Source organism: Christiangramia pacifica (assembly GCF_057221535.1).
Genome location: NZ_CM170146.1, coordinates 1,780,270 through 1,797,832 on the forward strand (window position 1 = coordinate 1,780,270; position 17,563 = coordinate 1,797,832).

Sequence of the window (17,563 nt, forward strand, 5' to 3'; positions counted from 1 at the left end):
TGCAGAGCTTCCAATTACCCAAACCAGACTTCACTTTCTACCAGATTATCTTCCTGCACTTTCAGTGGAATTCTAGAGAGATTCTTTTTCGAATTCAAATACCGGCTAACTATTCTGTCAGCATAGCTGGAAGTTTTGGAATGCGTAAGAAAATTTCTGAAATCTTCAGGCTGGTTGAATTCTTCATTTTCGGATACAAATCCGTAACCGGCAAATTTTCCACGGTTGAGGTAAATAAATGATTTTTCAGATTTAGTACGTCCTTTTTCCATTAAGAGGCAGGATTCATCATATTGCGAAATAAAATCTACCGCCTTTTCCACTCGCTGATTATATTCATCAATACTGATCTCGCCTTTGCAAGCACCACTGCAATTCGTAATCTTATAGTGATCGCAATTTTTCACACCGGCCTGAAGTCCGCAATATTTTGGGCACAGCTCAAATTTTTCACATAATTGCTCCAGAAATTTGATGGCTTCCTCACGAGTATAAAATTTCATCCAGCTAACCGGCGCGATCTTATTCTTATGTAAGGCAAATTGCTCAATTCCCTTCTGATTATGATAAGAAGTAAGCGTATAAGGCCGGGAAACTTTTTTCTGTGCTTTGTTATACTTCGGAAAAAATTTTAGGATCAACTCAGATTCTCTCAAGAGGGCAAGCAATTCATTTCCGGTTAACTCATAATCGATGCTGTATGTTTCCTGCATCATTTTATATTTCCGGTTAGATCTTTCCTGAAAATGCGACTTTATTCTGCTCTTTATATTTTTTGCTTTCCCGATATAAATAGGAATTCCGTCTTTATCCTTAAAAAAATAAACTCCGGTAGTCTCAGGAAGTTTTTCAAAATCTGAACTTTTAAAATTGGGTGGTAAATAGGATGCGGCAGTTTTTTGATTTAGTAACTGGTTAATTACTTCAAAATCCGGATCCAATGAAAGACAACGTTGAAATAAGGTCACCGTGGCGTCGCAATCACCCTTGGCGCGATGCCTGTCTACATGCGGTATATTAATAGAAGTACAGATGTTTCCAAGACTGTAAGAAAATAGACCCGGAATCAGCTTTTTGGTGAGTCTAACCGTGCATAATCTTTTTCTTTTAAAATCACGGTCTATGCTGGCAAATTCAGCGCGGACTATATTATAGTCAAAATTCACATTGTGTGCTACAAAAACACAATCCTTAGTGATCTTTTCAACATCATCAGCGATTTCTGAAAAATGTGGCGCGTTTAAAACCATTTCGTCATTGATCCCGGTAAGACTTTCGATATATAGAGGAATTGACTGACTCGGATTTACCAGGGAAGAATATTCATCTATCACTTTTCCATTCTGAACTACAATTACACAGATCTCAGTAATACGATTGCCCTTGATTCCATTCCCTGTAGTTTCAATATCGGTTATTGCGAACTTCACGTCTTTCATGCTGGAAAATTACTTCATTATTGGAAAATATCCAAATGATAGGAAAAAATCCATTTATAGCTTTATACTCGTTTAAAATGTCGAATTTACTCGTACGAACTTTCAATTGAAAACTGAAGATGTCTGGAGAGATTTTAAAAAATCTTCAGAGAAGATACTAAACTGTTTTTTTTAAATGTATTCATCCAGCAAATGATTGGTTTTTTGTTGAATTTTCTTTTTCATAAATCCTGTCCAGCCTAATAAAAATCCGCTTAATCCCAGCGCCTGCCTGGACCATATCCATAAACTGAATTTATCTGTGTGTTTTATAATTTTTTCATCTTTAAACTTCAAATAAGCGGTAACATTGTTGATCACCTTTCGCTGTTGAGGGCCATAATTGTATCGGGCTGTCCAATTTACTTTTGCAAAAGTTTCATTCACTTCTAAAATTTCATAATCGATTTGTATATCGTTGTTTCGACTTAGCAGCATACGCCACATATTTTTTGCGCGATCTCCTTTTAAGTTACCAAATGCAGGATCTTTAAATTCAATGTTTTCATGATAGTTGGCTATCATTTCTTCAGCATTTCCAGCGGAAAATGACTGGTAGAAATTATGTATGATTTCTGAATTTTTCATTTATCTGCGATCATCTTCTGAATTCCTTCCACTATAACCTCTGCTGCGATTTGGCTGCCTTTTTCTGAAGGATGAAATTGATCTGGACCGTAATAATCGAAAATTCCGGTATCATCGAAATGCTTTTTCCAAACTGTACCCACAGGAAACAAAAGAGCCTGATTGAGTCTTGCGGCTTCCTCATGATTTTTAATTACACCGCCAAAAGTGTGATAATACTGCCTGGAAGGCCAGACCATAAAATAGGCCAGTTCAGCATTATTTTTAGTACAGAGTTCTTTAAGCTTTTTGCCGTATTCTATTAATATTTTCTTTCCGAAGTTTTGAGAAGAAGGACCTTGCTGTATAACAACCAGATCAAAATTATTTCTCCTTATCATTTGCTGGACTTTCCCATCTCTCCAGTGATCTATAAGGGCATAATTAGGCTGCGCGATCATTTCAGACATTACAGAATATCCACGATTTTTAGCTGTTTTCTCTACAAGTTCCGGAAGATCATTAGTATAAGTAAGACTATTTCCAATAAATAGAACTTTAAATTCAGACTCTTGTGCCAGGGAAGAACCGTAAACAAACACGATCAAAAGGATCTGGATGAAATTTAAGTTTTTCATTTCTGAACCGATATTTTGTAAAAACAATTTAAATGATTTCGTTGTCAATTAATACCTGGAACGAATCTTCCATAGTTTCCTGCATTGGCCTAAAATTTATATCCAGATCATTCTTTATTTTGGAATTATCTGCTCGCCATTCCACATTTACATTATTTCGAATGAATTTTCTGGAGAGGCTTTTATTTACATACGGTCCTATCAATAACAATAGCCATTTTGGCAATGCTTTGGTTGGCACAGGATACGAATCACCATATTTTGGTTCCAAAGATTCTCCCAGTTCCACAAAATTGGTGTTATGCGCCGAGGTTATGCAGCGACCTTTAGCAGACGGCGTAAACCCGGCTTGATAATGTGCTTCCGCAACATCACGCACATCTACAAGGCCGATTCCAATTTTGGGAGCGCCCATTTTGAAAGTTCCGTCGCCTAATTGTTTCAATAAACTAAAACTTTCTGAAGTTGTAGCTCTAGGATTTAAAGGGGGTCCCATCACGAGCGAAGGATTTATAACCACCAGGTCCCATTCATCCTGTTCTTTAGAAATCTCCCAGGCTTGCTGTTCTGCAAGTGTTTTAGAATAGGAGTAGGGCTGATAATCTAAAGACGCGGTGGTATTCCAGATATCTTCGGTCAAAATATTACCAGGAGCGTCCTGAACATCTTTAGCATCCGTATAGATCGCCGCACAACTGCTGGTTAGAACAACTCTTTTTACCCCTGCGGTTTTCTTCGCCTGGTTCAGAACATTTGCCGTTCCTTTTACTGCAGGCTCTATTAATTCTTTTTGTGGATCCTCAAAATCTGAAGTAAAAGGAGAAGCGGTATGAAAAACAAGTTCACAACCTTCCATAACTTCAGCATAGGAGCCATCATCCAGAAGATCAGATTTGAAATATTTGATGGTTCCAGGATAATTTTTGGCGATCCCGTTGAGGTGATGAACTTTTTGCTCATTTTCCGGATCACGAACGGCAGCATGTACCGTCAATCCATCTTCAAGCAATCTTTTAACCAGCCAGCCGGCGACGTATCCTGTTGCTCTCGATACCATTACCGGCTTTGTCTTGTCTATTGTGCTCATCGCTTCTTATTTTATAATTAACTGTTCTCCCAATTCGGGGATCATATAATCTACGCCTTTTTCCAGAGATGTTCTAATAAATCTCTCGGTAGGATCTTCCCAGTCATGTAGAGCCAGGGTGAAAGCGCCCCAGTGAATGGGCATTGCTTTCGCAGCTTTTACATCTATGGCTGCCTGAACAGATTCTTCCGGAAACATATGAATCTGATGCCAGTTTTCATTATACTGCCCGCATTCCACAAATGCCATATCGAAAGGACCCAGTTTTTCTCCGATTTCTTTAAAATGATTTCCGTAGCCACTATCTCCGCTCCAGTAAATATTTTCGGTTGCGGTGGTAAAAGTAAAACCGCCCCAAAGACTTTTATCGCGATCAAAAAAACCTCTTCCAGAAAAGTGCCTGGAAGGAACAAAGTTGATCTTGATATTATATAATTTAAATGAATCCCACCAGTCCAGTTCCGTAATTTTCGATTCTTCAAATTTCCACCGCTGCAAATGTCTTTTTACACCAAGCGGAACATAGAAATGCTTCACTTTTCTTTTTAGTTTCTGAAAACTCTTATAATCCAAATGATCGTAATGATCGTGCGAGATTAGTACCGCATCAATTACCGGAAGTCTATCAAGGATATTTAAGGTAGCATCTGAATATCTTTTTGTTCTCATTGGTCCAACCGGAGAAGCATCAGGCCCGAACATTGGATCTATTAGAATGTTGGTATTGTTCATTTTGAAAAATCCTACGGAATGTCCATACCAGATGAATTTTGTTTTGCCTTCATCCTGATCCCATAATTCCTGATCAAATTGCTTGATCGGAAGTTCTCTTTCAGGTCCGCGTTCAGCTTTCCCCTTAAAATTATCGCGGATCAATCCAGGCATTTTCTTCAGATCCATATTCATCGTAGTCTTCTGAAGATTTTTAAATTTTTCACCGTTCCATTGAGAGGATTTAGCGAAGGCAAGTTTTTCCTCTTTGGAAAGTTTTCCGCCGAATTGAGGATTCAGATATAAGTATCCAATTCCGTATAAAACACCAATAATTAATAGGGCAATTATGATCTGTACTGTCATTTTAATTTTAGGCTTATTGTTCAAATTTCCGGTACGAATATCAGCGACAATAACTTTGAATCTGAACACAGGATAATGAATGAAAAGTACAAATTACTGAATGTTAGAGAATAAAATTAGAGGTTTATAACCTTCTTAATATTAGAATTATATTTTTTAAATCTGAAAATGATATTGCTTACATTAATCAATAGCATTCAGCGATAAAATAAAAAAGCACCCGGTTAAGGTGCTTTCTGAATTTATAAGCTGCAAAGATTATTTAGATCCCTGATCTGCTTTTATTTGTCCGCAAGCTACGGGAAGAGTAGGCATACCATCCATTCCATGCAATACGATCACTTTATTCTGAAGAGGAGTAAGGTCTTTAGTAACGTTTTCAAAAGTCATTTCAAACTCAAGATTACCATCTTCATCTGCTTCAGGGAACGGTTGTAAAAATAGTAATGGAGCCCCATAAAAGGGAATTCCTTCTTCCAGGGTAATCAATCCATTGTCATCAGTATCTGCAGAAGCAGGTGGGCACTTAGCCTTTTTCTCATTTTCAACGAACCCATGAATATGTTGAGCATGTGCTCCTGGTTCTAACCCGGTTGCAGAGATTTTCACGGTTAAATTGACACCATCCAAAGATAATTCGGCAGTTCCTGAAACCCCTGAATTATTTAATTCTCCGAAATTTACGGAGTACATTTTAGCTTTAGCAGCATTGTTAGGAATGTCTTTAGTTTCATAATGCGCATCTACTGAATTGATTTCTTCTGTTCCCATATCTTCTTTGGAACAACCAACAGCTAAAACCATTATGGATGATAGCATTAGAGCATAGATAATTTTGAAAGTTTTCATAATAAAAAGTTTTTAGTTATATGAATACTTACGGTTGATTTGGCTTAGCTGGATTGTCGTAAGGTGTTAATATTCAGTTAAATACAATTTTTGTAAGATATGTATTTCAGTTTATTAATTTGATTTCAGATGAACAGTAATTTTTTGCTGATTATAAGATCGATACTGCATTTTTCAAATTATATAAATTTGAAATTATTTTGGTGATGCCCCTCTAAATTATCTCAATTTGGTGAAAATTATATTTTTCTAATTCTGATAAAAGACTGAACTTACCCCTTTTTCCAACTTAAATAAAAATATGGCTTCAGGATTTTTCGCTCTTTTAGATGATATCGCTACCATGATGGATGATGTGGCAGTAATGAGTAAAGTTGCAGGTAAAAAAACTGCAGGAATTCTTGGTGATGATCTTGCCGTAAATGCTGAAAAAGCCTCTGGTTTTCTTTCAGAACGGGAAATTCCGGTTTTATGGTCTATCACCAAAGGTTCGTTCATTAATAAACTCATCATACTGCCTATTGCATTTTTATTGAGCGCATTTGTCCCCGTGGTTATTAAAGTCATTTTGGTGATAGGTGGTATTTATCTGGCTTACGAGGGTGCGGAAAAGATCTATGAGTGGATTGTACCGCACAAGCATGAAGAGGATGTGCATAATCTCCAGGATCTTTCCAAGGAGGAAATGCTGGAGCATGAGCAGAAAAAGATCAAATCTGCCATCCTTACCGATTTTATTCTCTCTGTTGAGATCGTGATCATAGCATTGGGAACGGTAGAACAGGAAGCACTTAGCACTAAGATCATCGTTGTTTCCATAATCGCATTAGTTGCTACTGTTGGTGTTTATGGAATCGTGGCCTTGATCGTACGAATGGATGAATTCGGGTTAAAACTTATCAATCTTAATGCGCAGGAAAATAGTTTTTCAGATAAGGTTGGACGCGGACTCGTGAATGCCCTGCCTTGGGTGATCAAGTCGCTGGGAATAATAGGGACTATAGCTCTACTATTGGTTTCGGGAGGTATTTTTGTTCACAACATCCATTTTATACATGATCTAGTTCACTCACTACCAAGCCTGGTTGGAGAATTTTTGGTGGGATTAGCTGCCGGAATTATCATTCTGCCAATCATCATGCTACTAAAGAAACTATGGAAGGCAGTTTTCAAAAAGTAATTTTTTGATGAGATTCAGCTCTATTGTTTTAATTAAAATAGCCTTAATCTTGGTTTTTTCATAGGATAAGCAGTATACTTTTCTATCATAAAATCCAGAAGCTGTTTATTCAGCGCATAAATGGCAAATACCAGAATACCCGCCAGGACATAGGTAAAATCGCTTACATTCAATTCACTTAGGTAATGAATGAAAACTTTGGCGACACCATAAGTGATCAAAGTGTTTGCAGCACATGATACGATGGAGATCTTCCAATCAAAAATGCTTCTAAAATAGTAGAATACCAGAGAGGTAAATATCCAGGCCAGGGGAATAATATAAATTCCTATTTTATTTAAAATTCCCGGGATGATCAAAACTATGACCGATATCACCAGACCAAGCAAAAGGGATACAACGAGATCTGTATAAAATTGAAGTCTGAATTTCAGGCTTTTCAAGGCATTCTTTTTATTGAAAACCGGTTCCTGCATAATATTGCTAATCTATTATCCACATTCATTTTTATAGTATTCAATAAGCTCGATCATATCCATTCTTTTCAGCTCATTGTTTTCTACCTGTTCAATCAAATCCGGACAATCCTCGAAGAATTCGGCTACATTTTTTTTGAAGCGTCCTTTCCCAAAAACCGGATGATTTTTACCTAATTTCACTACTTCATGACCATTGTTTTTGCTCGCATAGTATTCTGAAACGTCCAGGCTAACGCTCGTTGTAACTCCAACGCCTGAAGGGCTGGAATGCATATTTCCAGGGAGAGATGAGTGATGATATTCTATCGCATACAAATTGATAACGCCATCATATTCCTTGATAATTCTCATCAATCTTGGCTCTTTTCCAGCAATGATCTTATAAACATAAGACAGCCTTTCTCTATCATCTCCAATGGTAAAGCTCTCCAGGTTTCTATAATTGTAGGTTTCTTTCTTTTTTCCTTTTCTAAATTTCACCAGTTCATCATAAGTTATCTTTGCCTCTCCCTCCAGAACCTCTCCATTTCTCAATATTAAGATAGCATCCTGATAAGGTTTTATGTTGAATTGTGCAGTGGAACTCAGTCCGGTAAGAAGCAGTAAAACGCTAATAAAAATTCTCATTATTTAATTTTGATTGATAGAAATGTTTTGTTCCTAAGTTTGGATTTATCCAACTGATGGCTGGTTTTAGGTTTAGCTTTGAATATATAAATTTAGTTTTTAAAGTTTCCGTTTTGTTGATAATGGCAGTTTGTGATCAATATGATAAAATTGATCAATTTCATTTAAATAAATTTAGAGTTAATAAGAAAATGAATAGCCTAATTAAATTTCTCCATGGTTTCAAATTGAAAGTCCCTATTAATTTTCCACTGGTGGCAAATGCCTTTGAATTATTCAAAAAGTGAGTTTTTGACTAGATATCCGTTACTAAGCAAGTCATTCTCATCCTTAATTTCCTTCAGGCTACCATTTTTAAGTAGTAAGGTACGATCAGCGACTTTCAAAACATTCCTGTAATCATGATCAGTGATAATAAAACCTTTGTGCTTTTTTTGCTTTTCGATGTGAGCAATGATCTCGTCCCTAACTAAAGGACTAACTCCTTCGAACGGTTCATCTAGCAATATGAACCTGGCATCTGAATACAATAATAACAGTATTTCGAAAATTCGTTTTTCTCCTGTAGATAAATTTTTGAATCTTCTCTTTAGGATCGGTTGCAGGTTGTCATTTTTCAACAGCAGGTTTGCTTTATCTCTTGGCAGGAAAAGTTTTATAAGGGTTTTTACTTTCAAGCCCTCAGGTAAAAAATTTTGTTGCGGAAGATAATTGATCAATTTCCGGGAATCTCTAATGCCAGTCATAACCCGGTCATCTACCCGGATGAACTTATTTACTGCATTTTCAATTCCGAAGATGATCTTTAAAAGCGTGGATTTTCCGGAACCGTTCCTGCCAATCAAGCCAACTATCTCACCTTCTTTGCACGAGAGATAAATATCGCTTAAGATCAATTTATTTTTATAGGATTTTCTGATACTATCAGCATGAAGACCCTTCATATTACTATCGATATTAATAGTGCGAAAAGGCCGAAAAATAAGGTGCTACACCATAATTTAAACTTACCGAAACCGAGATTGTAATAATAGTAATATCCATTTTCGCCTCTTATTTCATAAATAAAGAAATGTAGAAGTGGACTTATCAATAGGTAATAAATTCCGGCTTTGGAAGCATCCCCGGTAGAAATACCCAGGCATAGAGAGATCAAAAACCCGATAAGAAAAATCTTTTTCTGAAAAAGCAGTATGTTTTTAAGTAACCTGATATTTAATTCTATTTCTATAACCTTGAATGTCCAAAGCAAAGTTTTCCCTTCACTATTCCTTTTCCTCTAACAAGTACTTTATCTGATCTTATTTAATTCCGAATGGTTTAGCCGGTAGATCCTTTAACCATTCTTCCCCAAATTTATCTGTAAGATATTCAACCATATACCTGTTATGTTCCACCGCCTTTTTATAGGAAAGCGGGTCTACAACACAATTCTTATAGCTTATTCCAATTCCGTATTTTTCCGTGAAATCGTCAAAGCTGTTAGTTTTAGGTGAAATACTGTGAAAAATAAAATTCATTCCATAATCTTCAGATTTCGTTGGTTCGAAATTCTTTGGAAATAATTCTGATCTTTCTTCTAAATTTTTTACACGCTTCCCGGAATAGTTGAAATCTCTGCCTTTTTCCTGTAATCTTATAGTAATTACATTCTTTTTCGAGGTGATCCTTGCTGGATAATAGGTGTAAGCATCAAAATCATCAGCAAAAAAACCAAATTGATATTTCCCTTCGCCAGGTAAGGAAATCTGAAAATCATTTTCTGAATTTACTTCTACTGTTTTATTTAATTCCGTTATAAAAAATTTCCCTGAAACCAGTTGCTGGTCAGTTTTGTTCTCAAAAACGATCGTTGCCGTGATTTCTTTTTCTGTGTTTGGAAATAATAAGCTTAAGATTAGTATTAAGGGAAGAAACAGAGTTTTCATAATGTGTTATTTATTGGTTTATATAAATACTGCTTCCCAGGCTAAAAGTTGCAGTTTTTTAGAAATTTTCGAGCGCTAGCTTAATCAACATAGGTTTTTTCAGCCCTTGCTGAATCTGATCCGTTTTTTATAAATTCAATTTCTTTTTTATACTTCGGAATTTGAACCACAACAAACGGAGCTAATTTTTCATTATCGTTAGTAGCGTCTTCGTTCATCGTTTGGTAATAAATCCGGATGCTGTCATCTCCTTGCATGATCTTTTCAATTTCAACTTTATCCATACCCGTATTTTCTTTATCTGACAAAAATATCTCCACGAGCATTTTCTTTTTAAATAGGTCTTTATCGGTTAAACCGTATTTCTCGCTGAATTCCTTTGGCAGATAATCTTTGTTGAAAAATTTATTGAAACACACAATTTGTAAATCTGGAATGGGTGAATCAATTCCTTCTGCAATTTTCTTAAATTCTATTTGCTGAAATTCTTCGTTTTGAGCTATGGCGAATTGATAAGAAATGGAAAACAATAAGAATAGGATAATCTTAATCTTCATAGAGAAAATTTTCAATTGTAAGTTTTGATACTGAATTAATAGGTGAAATTGATCTTTTAAGTCGGTAAACGATAGAAAAGAAATAATTTCAATGATGCTCAATTTAAGTATTATTTTTCTAACGGTGTCGCATAATCTATAAACGAGGTATGGCTATATTTTTCGAATTAAGGTATCTGTTATAACTTTTATACGACCTGTATCTGCAACTCTTTTCCTAACGATCATGCGTTCGTTTTCGATCTTTTTGATTTCCCATTGCATTTCTTCCCTAATATTTTTAGGATTGTATAATTCCATGAGCAGAAATTCACCGGTATTATTTCTTGAGTAGGTTGAGCTATATTCAGAATATCCATAGATCAATTTTATAGAATCGGCATTGATCATATATACGGGAGGCCAGGTAAATTTTCGATTTTCGGCAGAGGTAGTTTTTGAAGCCACCATACTATCAGCGATGTTCGCATTAAAATTTTCCTTGATCCATTTGCCTTCGATAAGATTTCTATTCCAGTCAGGCTTTCTTTCTTTGAATAACATTTCAGAATCAGCCAGGCCAATATAAATCCCTTTGATCAATTCGTTATTTTTTTGACTTATACCAATAACCCGGTTATTTAGAATTAAAAAGTCTATATCCTCATAGTGTTTTATTTTCCAGGGAACTTCACCCTCCCCATGCTGACCAAATATTTGAAATGTTGAATCTTTAAATTCGATAGCGAGGGTATCCTTTCCTTTATTAAAATTTAGATCAAATGTTTTATTCTGAAAATGCTTCCTGGTAATTGAATTAGCTTGCTCATTTTGACAAGCTGAAAAAATCATTATCAATATTGAAAATCTAATTAAACGAATCATTTTAAACTAGGAGTTACCGGTTTTCTAACCATATTCGACTTATAAATAGGTTTTGGAGATTTTACCGGTTAAGATAATTATTTCTTTAAAAGGCAGAGGATTATTGATGTTAATGTGAGCATTCAGAATCTTTCAATGGTAAAATTAGCTTCAGAAAACGGCATTTTGTTTAATTCTAGGAATTGACTATTAGATATTTTGATTAACAAGCTTTAGAAAATGGATTTTAAGTTTCAAGTACCGAATCGCGCTGGATTTCCGGCTTTACTCAAGAACTCTCTTATTTGATAAACATAGAATGGTATAGGCTGAAATTCTATCAGTAATGGTTAATTGTTTTGAGTTGGCGTTAATGCTGCGTGAACTAAACTTAAATTCTAGTTAAAAGCAGCACGAGATATTCCAATCCCGCTATTTTTTAGCTTAATTACGACCTCATTTGATTAACAAATAGATTTTCATGATCATTCCGGAAAAACCTAAGAATGAACGCTTAAGATTAAGAGCTGTAAGACAAATGGGCCTGCTGGATTCTCTTCCTCAGGAAACTTATGATAATATCACGACGCTTGCTCAGGAAATTTGTGACTATCCTGTAGCACTTCTCACCATTTTGGAGGAAGAAAAACAATGGTTTAAGTCTAAAAAGGGTTTTGACCTTAACGAAACCGATAGAGATATTTCGTTTTGTGGACATGCCATTTTAGAACCTAAAGAATTATTTGAGGTGGAAGATGCATCCAAAGATCCTCGATTTAAACAAAATCCACTTGTCACCTTCGAAGACTTGAGAGTGAGATCTTATGCGGGAATTCCTATTCTTAATAAAGATGGGTATCCATTGGGAACGCTGTGTGTATTGAGTAAAAAACCAAAGAAACTAAACATGCACCAGCGTAAATCATTGATTGCTCTTGGGAAGCAGGTTGAGATCCTTTATGAATACCACATGCGAAATACGGAGCTGGAAAGTATTCGAGCTGAACTTGCCGAAAATAATAAGATCCTGGAGGAATTCGCTAATAATATCAGCCATGATCTTAAGATGCCATTGGCAAATATTATTTTAACTTCTGATATCGTAAAAGCAAAATATTCCAGTGCGCTGGATGAAAAAGGTCTTGATTACCTTGATTATATTAAGAATTCCGGGCTTAAGCTAAGCGAATATATTACCAGCCTGCTGGAGTATTATTCTGAAAATGAAGAGAAAATCAAGAAAGTAGAGGATTTCTTTCTCAATGATTTAATTGAAGATATCATTGATCTCCTCAAAATCCAGGCAAAAGTAAATATTGAGGTTCCGGAAGATAATATAGAAATAACCGGAAACAGGGCTGCTATCGGCCAGGTTCTAATGAATTTGATCAGCAATAGTATCAGGCATAATTTAAAGGATGAAATAAATATAGAGATCACCTGCGAAGAGAAGGACGGATACTATTATTTTGGAGTACAGGATAATGGAGAAGGAATTCCGGAAAAAGACCTGAAAAATATCTTTGAATTGTTCACGGTGATCAAGATCAAGAACGCAAAATCAAGTGAAGGACATGGAATTGGTCTATCTACCGTAAAAAAACTGATCAGGAAAATGGAGGGCGATATCCAGGTAAAGAGCAAAGAAGGAGAAGGAACCTTATTTGAATTTTCGGTAAAAAAAGGTTAGAAATTGTAACTAATAATATCCTTTTTGAGTTCTGGATGCAGCCTTAACATCGTGCTATTTAGGTTAAATACAAAATAGAGACTTGCTGAAGTTAAAATAGGTGTCATAGCAGAAATGAAAAGAGCTGAAGCTTATTTTACATTCTTCGATTCGTTGGTCAAGACAATTAATTTCTAGTAGCTCATTCCAACCATTGGCCAAGCTATTATTTGATTTAGTATTTTTCTTCAATCATAAATTGTAATTGTTTACAATCTAAACAAAGATTATCATCCAATAAGATTCCTTTTGAAAACGCGTCGTGCAGAGACAATTTATACTGGCCAACTATTAACTTGCCTTTAATATAAGGGGATGAAGAGTTTATGAATTTCAGCTTATCAGCTATTAATAATTTATCCTTAAAAATATAAATACTATCAGGTTTGATTTCGATACTAAAGACAGATGAATATTCTTTATTATAAATAGGTTTTAACCGGTACTTACCCTTGAATTCATTGACAACTTTAGTTTTTGTATTCAAATTATTGATAGTTCTAATTCTGTCCCAGATATACATGTCTATCAAACTATCTTGTCCTAGTAAATCCTTATACCGAGGAATTAAACTAGAATCTTTGGAAGTCCTAGTTTCTTCTTTGATTAAGGAATAGAATTTTGCACCAATATTTTCCTCATATTCTTTTTCAGTTTTTTGAAGCGTATCTGAGTTGGATTTAGTTGTTTTCTTTAAATCGCTTTCTTTGTAGTCTTCACAGGAAAAGAACATGATAGTTATAAAAAAAAGTAATTTTTTCATGCTTTAAGTACTGACCACAACGGCTTCTGTTATCGCCATTTGACGGTTTGTGAAACTTGGATTTGTCGGCTTAGTATTTACTTATTGGTCAAGTTAATTATTTTCTAATAACGCTGCCGCTTATTGGAGACTATCTATTGATGTTGACAGCCGCTAAATATCCTGATCATTTTTTTAATGCTTGTTATTATTAAATAGCTTGTATAAAATAAAAAGTCCAACAAAAAATCCTATTATGAAGATTATAAATGTATTGTTCATCAAAAATTGAGAATTAGAAATGTTCTTAAATTTAAAAATTTCTTTCTAAAGCTGCCGGTGTTTATTTCAGTTTGTCATATCAATAGCTATCAACAATCTGAATTAGATGGAGTAAATTCATTTATACGTTTTGAATCATTTTTCCAATCCAACTTTAACATATCCTGTTTCTAATTTCATTTCCAGATATAGAGTTTGATCACTTATAGAAAATGGTAATGTGTCTGGCACCTTATTTTTCTGAGATAATATGATCTGATTATTCTCCTGATCGATTTTATAAGTACCTTTTATCTCTGGCATCATCGGATGAATCATTTCAAATTCGTAATCGTCTTTAAATTTATATGTTACAGGAAGGATTAACATCTCATACATGGCAGCAAAATTTTCTACCTCATTTTTTCTCGATTCATCTTTATAATGAATGCTGTCGATGGTTTGGTTATAATATACAATTTCATCTTCGTATGATTTTACATTCCAGGTACCTTTTAAATCTTGAGCTGAAACCTTGATTGAAACGAAAAGAATAATAAATTTTTCATATAAATTTTTTGTTGCTTGTTGCTAACGGTCCCGGATATTGGCGATAAACCGTCGTGGGCTATAGTTGTGTAAGATATTAGATATATCGTCTAATTAACCAAATCGATATTGAAAAAATAACGAACGATAAAAATAATGTTACACGTTTCCATGGAAAAAAATGCATCTTTCTATAATCAATAATGGTTGTCACAATCATCAGAATTAAAATCACGGGAATTGAAAACAACCAAACGTAACCAATAATAGAGGGGGTATATACAGCAATAAGGTATTTTGCTGGTAAAAAAGATATTATTGTAGTTGTTATTATCAATATAACTAAATAAAAATCTAATGTTTTCAATTTCAATCTCATTCTATTTTTTTTAGAATTCTCTTACGTTTTCAATAAACATCAGTAGTAGCAACTCTTTTGCTTTAGATTTTACTGCTTACAAAGTATATAAATGAGAAATATAAAAACATAGATAATTATATTATTAGCAATTATAGAAAACGGTCTCGGTTATCGCCAGTTGGCGGAGTAAGGGACACGGATTTGTCGGCTAAGTAATGGTTTGTTGGTCAAGTTAGTTATTTTCTTTCCTGGTCTCTTAAATTACACTTTTTCGATTAAACCCATTATTGGCGATGAACCATTGTTGGCTGCTGGCTTTTCATTTAACCAAATATGAAATATGAGGATAATATTATAAAAACTAGATAATACGATAAGACCAGGACACCTCGTAATTTCCATTCTTTTTTATTATTTTTTCCTTCATCAAACTTAATTTTTAAGGTTTCTAAATCTGAGTTTATAAAAAAATATATATACAAAGCAAGAACGATCATCCCAGCCATAATACTCGCTATGACTGAATCAGTAAACTCGGGAAAGTTAAGATATGAACTTATTAATTTATTAAACCCTGCAAGCATTAGAAAGTTAGTCATAGGTAATGAGTATCCTACAGAAAATTCAGCCGCATTAGAACTTGTTCCTTCGATTTTTAAATAATTTAAATAACTACGATAATATATGTATTGATATGTTATTAAAATTTTATTGAAAAAGTCCATTTAATCATATTTCGGCTTGCACACAACGGTCTCGATTATTGCCAGTTGGCGGAGTAAGGGACGCGGATTTGTCGGCTTAGTATCGGTCTGTTGGTCAATTTGATTGTTTTCTTTCTAACGCTGCCAGCTATTGGCTACTAATCGCTGTTGAAAACAGTAGTATTAATCTAAACTTTGATCTTACCGGGATTAATAATAGTAATTGGAAATACAACCTATTTCTCTTTTTAATAGTTCAAGTTGCACTCTCTATTTAACTGATATTGCAAATAATTTAAAATTAATTCACCTTTTGTAATTTTTTTAGGTCAATTGAATTAAACCAATTTGCGCCATCAATATTGAGTTTCGTTGTGTTTAATAAATATCTTTCAAATCTTACATTTTCTTTATGAGCGGAAAGTAATTCTTGATTAATATCTATTAAAAATCCCATTTTTAGTTTTTCATCTGCAAATATTCTGTAAATAACCGGTTGATCAACTTTGAATGGTTTGCTTCTAAGCATTTTTGATACTTTTTCTTCTACATTTTCAAAATCGGTTTTTTCCGTTTCAACATAAATTGTTTTATCTGCATTTATGAATAGATTTACATAAATTGAGTTTGTCAGATCTGAATCCTGTGCTACAACACTATTTCCAATAAAGATTATTAGAAAAAAGAAGGTCAATTTTTTAAGCATAATACACTGGTCTTTAGTTTAGTTGTTTGTAATTATTTTTGTGGCTATTATTTACCACGTTCTCGGTTGTCCCCAGTTGGCGGATTAAGGGACGTGGAGTTGTCGGCTTAGTTTTATTTTGTTGATCAAGATAATTATTTTCTAACTAACGGTGCCGCTTATTAGCGATGACCACTTGTTGGCAAACGTTTGATAATCATAAGCAGCTACATCCAAATAAATCTATCTCCTCATGCCACAAGTAAATTATCTCACTATTTTCATTGATATAAATTAAGGCTCTTGAGGGAGTATCTAATTTATTGTTTATCGGAAATGTATCTGCATAAGCAAAATACAAATTTTTGGCTCCCTCAATTTTTGCAAAGGTTTTTAGTGAATCTAAGCTATTAGTACAATCGTAACATTCAGGTTTCAATTGAGATTTTATAAGAGAGTCAACTTTTGGATCATGTTCGTATACCAAATCAATTTTTAAAGGACTGCTGAAAAGCAAACTATCATTCAAAGTGATATTATTTGTGTCAAAAGAATATTCATAATATTCTAGACATTCATCATCATAAATTCCTAAATCTTTTAATTGAGTTGAATCAATTTTACTTGAAGTATAAAAATAGAGGTGTGGTTTTAGTTCCTCTTGAAAAACTGAATTTAAGAGCTTTGGATAAAATTTAAGTTTCCCAAAATGCTTTCTTCTGTTTTCTTTGATGGAATCAAATTTATCGATAAGTTCTTCTTCTTTTGAAATAGATTTTAACCTGTTGTTAGTATGTTCATATTTAGGAAATGAAAATATTCCAATTTGATTTTCTGAAAGCCTAAATATTGGAGCGATAGCCTTATAGAAAACTAATTTTTCTTGATTAATATCTTTTAAAGAATTGAGAAACTTCTTATTATTTTCAGTCAAATTTTGGCTTGAAATTATTTTATCGATATAGTTTTCTCTAACGCTATCAATCGGAGATCTAACTTCCCAAAACCTGTCACAATCAGTTGTCTTTTGTTTTAAACTGGTCTCATTATTAGAAATTTTATTTTCTGTTATTGAATCTTTTCCTGGTTGATTTTCTACTTTTTCTTGAAGTGTTTTTTTACAAGATGATAAGAAAATCAGAATTATGATTAATAGTTTGTATCTCATTTCAAATGTTTGCCAACGGTTTCGGTTATCGAAAGTTGCGGGAATAGGGATGCG

Annotated in this window: 19 protein-coding genes; 2 read left to right on the forward strand and 17 right to left on the reverse strand. The window is 34.2% G+C overall.

Annotation, left to right across the window (positions count from 1 at the left end; genetic code table 11):
• Positions 1–14: 14 nt before the first annotated feature.
• The 6 genes from AC2S94_RS08225 to AC2S94_RS08250 all read right to left on the reverse strand — a co-directional run bounded on the left by AC2S94_RS08225 (position 15) and on the right by AC2S94_RS08250 (position 5,696).
• Complete coding sequence (locus AC2S94_RS08225) at positions 15–1,439, reverse strand: exonuclease domain-containing protein (protein WP_484628126.1); 1,425 nt, start codon at positions 1,437–1,439, stop codon at positions 15–17.
• Between the two features lie 171 nt (positions 1,440–1,610).
• A complete protein-coding gene (locus AC2S94_RS08230) occupies positions 1,611–2,066 on the reverse strand; it encodes a nuclear transport factor 2 family protein (RefSeq protein ID WP_484628127.1) in 456 nt (151 codons plus the stop codon).
• Complete coding sequence (locus tag AC2S94_RS08235; RefSeq protein ID WP_484628128.1) at positions 2,063–2,683, reverse strand: SGNH/GDSL hydrolase family protein; 621 nt, start codon at positions 2,681–2,683, stop codon at positions 2,063–2,065. The genes AC2S94_RS08230 and AC2S94_RS08235 overlap by 4 nt, the downstream gene beginning before the upstream one ends.
• A 28-nt stretch (positions 2,684–2,711) precedes the next feature.
• Positions 2,712–3,770 (reverse strand): NAD-dependent epimerase/dehydratase family protein, encoded by a 1,059-nt coding sequence (locus tag AC2S94_RS08240; protein ID WP_484628129.1) that lies wholly within the window; start codon positions 3,768–3,770, stop codon positions 2,712–2,714.
• A 6-nt stretch (positions 3,771–3,776) separates the two neighbouring features.
• Positions 3,777–4,847 (reverse strand): MBL fold metallo-hydrolase, encoded by a 1,071-nt coding sequence (locus AC2S94_RS08245; RefSeq protein ID WP_484628130.1) that lies wholly within the window; start codon positions 4,845–4,847, stop codon positions 3,777–3,779.
• A gap of 258 nt (positions 4,848–5,105) precedes the next feature.
• Complete coding sequence (locus AC2S94_RS08250; RefSeq protein WP_484628131.1) at positions 5,106–5,696, reverse strand: hypothetical protein; 591 nt, start codon at positions 5,694–5,696, stop codon at positions 5,106–5,108.
• Between the two features lie 301 nt (positions 5,697–5,997).
• On the opposite strand from AC2S94_RS08250, the gene AC2S94_RS08255 reads away from it, so the two are divergent.
• Positions 5,998–6,876 (forward strand): DUF808 domain-containing protein, encoded by an 879-nt coding sequence (locus AC2S94_RS08255; protein ID WP_484628132.1) that lies wholly within the window; start codon positions 5,998–6,000, stop codon positions 6,874–6,876.
• 32 nt (positions 6,877–6,908) lie between these two features.
• On the opposite strand, the gene AC2S94_RS08260 is transcribed toward AC2S94_RS08255, so the two are convergent.
• The 6 genes from AC2S94_RS08260 to AC2S94_RS08285 all read right to left on the reverse strand — a co-directional run bounded on the left by AC2S94_RS08260 (position 6,909) and on the right by AC2S94_RS08285 (position 11,298).
• Positions 6,909–7,352 carry a hypothetical protein gene (locus tag AC2S94_RS08260; protein WP_484628133.1) on the reverse strand — a complete coding sequence of 148 codons (444 nt, stop codon included), beginning with the start codon at positions 7,350–7,352 and terminating at the stop codon, positions 6,909–6,911.
• Between the two features lie 15 nt (positions 7,353–7,367).
• On the reverse strand, positions 7,368–7,982 hold the full coding sequence (locus AC2S94_RS08265; protein ID WP_484628134.1) for a hypothetical protein: 615 nt from the start codon (positions 7,980–7,982) through the stop codon (positions 7,368–7,370).
• A 272-nt stretch (positions 7,983–8,254) separates the two neighbouring features.
• Positions 8,255–8,926 carry an ATP-binding cassette domain-containing protein gene (locus AC2S94_RS08270; protein ID WP_484628135.1) on the reverse strand — a complete coding sequence of 224 codons (672 nt, stop codon included), beginning with the start codon at positions 8,924–8,926 and terminating at the stop codon, positions 8,255–8,257.
• Between the two features lie 357 nt (positions 8,927–9,283).
• Complete coding sequence (locus AC2S94_RS08275; RefSeq protein ID WP_484628136.1) at positions 9,284–9,910, reverse strand: FEKKY domain-containing protein; 627 nt, start codon at positions 9,908–9,910, stop codon at positions 9,284–9,286.
• 80 nt (positions 9,911–9,990) lie between these two features.
• Complete coding sequence (locus AC2S94_RS08280) at positions 9,991–10,467, reverse strand: hypothetical protein (protein WP_484628137.1); 477 nt, start codon at positions 10,465–10,467, stop codon at positions 9,991–9,993.
• A 153-nt stretch (positions 10,468–10,620) separates the two neighbouring features.
• On the reverse strand, positions 10,621–11,298 hold the full coding sequence (locus AC2S94_RS08285) for a hypothetical protein (RefSeq protein WP_484628138.1): 678 nt from the start codon (positions 11,296–11,298) through the stop codon (positions 10,621–10,623).
• 493 nt (positions 11,299–11,791) lie between these two features.
• Here AC2S94_RS08285 and AC2S94_RS08290 point away from each other — a divergent pair, with 493 nt between their 5' ends.
• Positions 11,792–13,000, forward strand: a complete 1,209-nt coding sequence (locus tag AC2S94_RS08290; RefSeq protein WP_484628139.1) for a sensor histidine kinase — start codon at positions 11,792–11,794, stop codon at positions 12,998–13,000.
• A gap of 214 nt (positions 13,001–13,214) precedes the next feature.
• Here the strand turns inward: AC2S94_RS08290 and AC2S94_RS08295 are convergent, their stop codons facing one another.
• The 5 genes from AC2S94_RS08295 to AC2S94_RS08315 form a co-directional block, all read right to left on the reverse strand.
• A complete protein-coding gene (locus AC2S94_RS08295) occupies positions 13,215–13,802 on the reverse strand; it encodes a hypothetical protein (RefSeq protein ID WP_484628140.1) in 588 nt (195 codons plus the stop codon).
• A 396-nt stretch (positions 13,803–14,198) separates the two neighbouring features.
• Complete coding sequence (locus AC2S94_RS08300; RefSeq protein WP_484628141.1) at positions 14,199–14,441, reverse strand: hypothetical protein; 243 nt, start codon at positions 14,439–14,441, stop codon at positions 14,199–14,201.
• Between the two features lie 834 nt (positions 14,442–15,275).
• Positions 15,276–15,677, reverse strand: coding sequence for a hypothetical protein (locus tag AC2S94_RS08305; protein WP_484628142.1), 402 nt, complete (start codon positions 15,675–15,677; stop codon positions 15,276–15,278).
• A gap of 280 nt (positions 15,678–15,957) precedes the next feature.
• Complete coding sequence (locus AC2S94_RS08310; protein ID WP_484628143.1) at positions 15,958–16,362, reverse strand: ExbD/TolR family protein; 405 nt, start codon at positions 16,360–16,362, stop codon at positions 15,958–15,960.
• Positions 16,363–16,558: 196 nt separating this feature from the next.
• Positions 16,559–17,509 (reverse strand): hypothetical protein, encoded by a 951-nt coding sequence (locus AC2S94_RS08315; protein WP_484628144.1) that lies wholly within the window; start codon positions 17,507–17,509, stop codon positions 16,559–16,561.
• Positions 17,510–17,563 lie beyond the last annotated feature (54 nt).

Coding starts and splice junctions, on each gene's coding strand:
- AC2S94_RS08225 (WP_484628126.1), bottom strand. CDS start 1,439: ATGAAAGACGTGAAGTTCGCAATAACCGATATTGAAACTACAGGGAAT.
- AC2S94_RS08230 (WP_484628127.1), bottom strand. CDS start 2,066: ATGAAAAATTCAGAAATCATACATAATTTCTACCAGTCATTTTCCGCT.
- AC2S94_RS08235 (WP_484628128.1), bottom strand. CDS start 2,683: ATGAAAAACTTAAATTTCATCCAGATCCTTTTGATCGTGTTTGTTTAC.
- AC2S94_RS08240 (WP_484628129.1), bottom strand. CDS start 3,770: ATGAGCACAATAGACAAGACAAAGCCGGTAATGGTATCGAGAGCAACA.
- AC2S94_RS08245 (WP_484628130.1), bottom strand. CDS start 4,847: ATGACAGTACAGATCATAATTGCCCTATTAATTATTGGTGTTTTATAC.
- AC2S94_RS08250 (WP_484628131.1), bottom strand. CDS start 5,696: ATGAAAACTTTCAAAATTATCTATGCTCTAATGCTATCATCCATAATG.
- AC2S94_RS08255 (WP_484628132.1), top strand. CDS start 5,998: ATGGCTTCAGGATTTTTCGCTCTTTTAGATGATATCGCTACCATGATG.
- AC2S94_RS08260 (WP_484628133.1), bottom strand. CDS start 7,352: ATGCAGGAACCGGTTTTCAATAAAAAGAATGCCTTGAAAAGCCTGAAA.
- AC2S94_RS08265 (WP_484628134.1), bottom strand. CDS start 7,982: ATGAGAATTTTTATTAGCGTTTTACTGCTTCTTACCGGACTGAGTTCC.
- AC2S94_RS08270 (WP_484628135.1), bottom strand. CDS start 8,926: ATGAAGGGTCTTCATGCTGATAGTATCAGAAAATCCTATAAAAATAAA.
- AC2S94_RS08275 (WP_484628136.1), bottom strand. CDS start 9,910: ATGAAAACTCTGTTTCTTCCCTTAATACTAATCTTAAGCTTATTATTT.
- AC2S94_RS08280 (WP_484628137.1), bottom strand. CDS start 10,467: ATGAAGATTAAGATTATCCTATTCTTATTGTTTTCCATTTCTTATCAA.
- AC2S94_RS08285 (WP_484628138.1), bottom strand. CDS start 11,298: ATGATTTTTTCAGCTTGTCAAAATGAGCAAGCTAATTCAATTACCAGG.
- AC2S94_RS08290 (WP_484628139.1), top strand. CDS start 11,792: ATGATCATTCCGGAAAAACCTAAGAATGAACGCTTAAGATTAAGAGCT.
- AC2S94_RS08295 (WP_484628140.1), bottom strand. CDS start 13,802: ATGAAAAAATTACTTTTTTTTATAACTATCATGTTCTTTTCCTGTGAA.
- AC2S94_RS08300 (WP_484628141.1), bottom strand. CDS start 14,441: ATGTATGAGATGTTAATCCTTCCTGTAACATATAAATTTAAAGACGAT.
- AC2S94_RS08305 (WP_484628142.1), bottom strand. CDS start 15,677: ATGGACTTTTTCAATAAAATTTTAATAACATATCAATACATATATTAT.
- AC2S94_RS08310 (WP_484628143.1), bottom strand. CDS start 16,362: ATGCTTAAAAAATTGACCTTCTTTTTTCTAATAATCTTTATTGGAAAT.
- AC2S94_RS08315 (WP_484628144.1), bottom strand. CDS start 17,509: ATGAGATACAAACTATTAATCATAATTCTGATTTTCTTATCATCTTGT.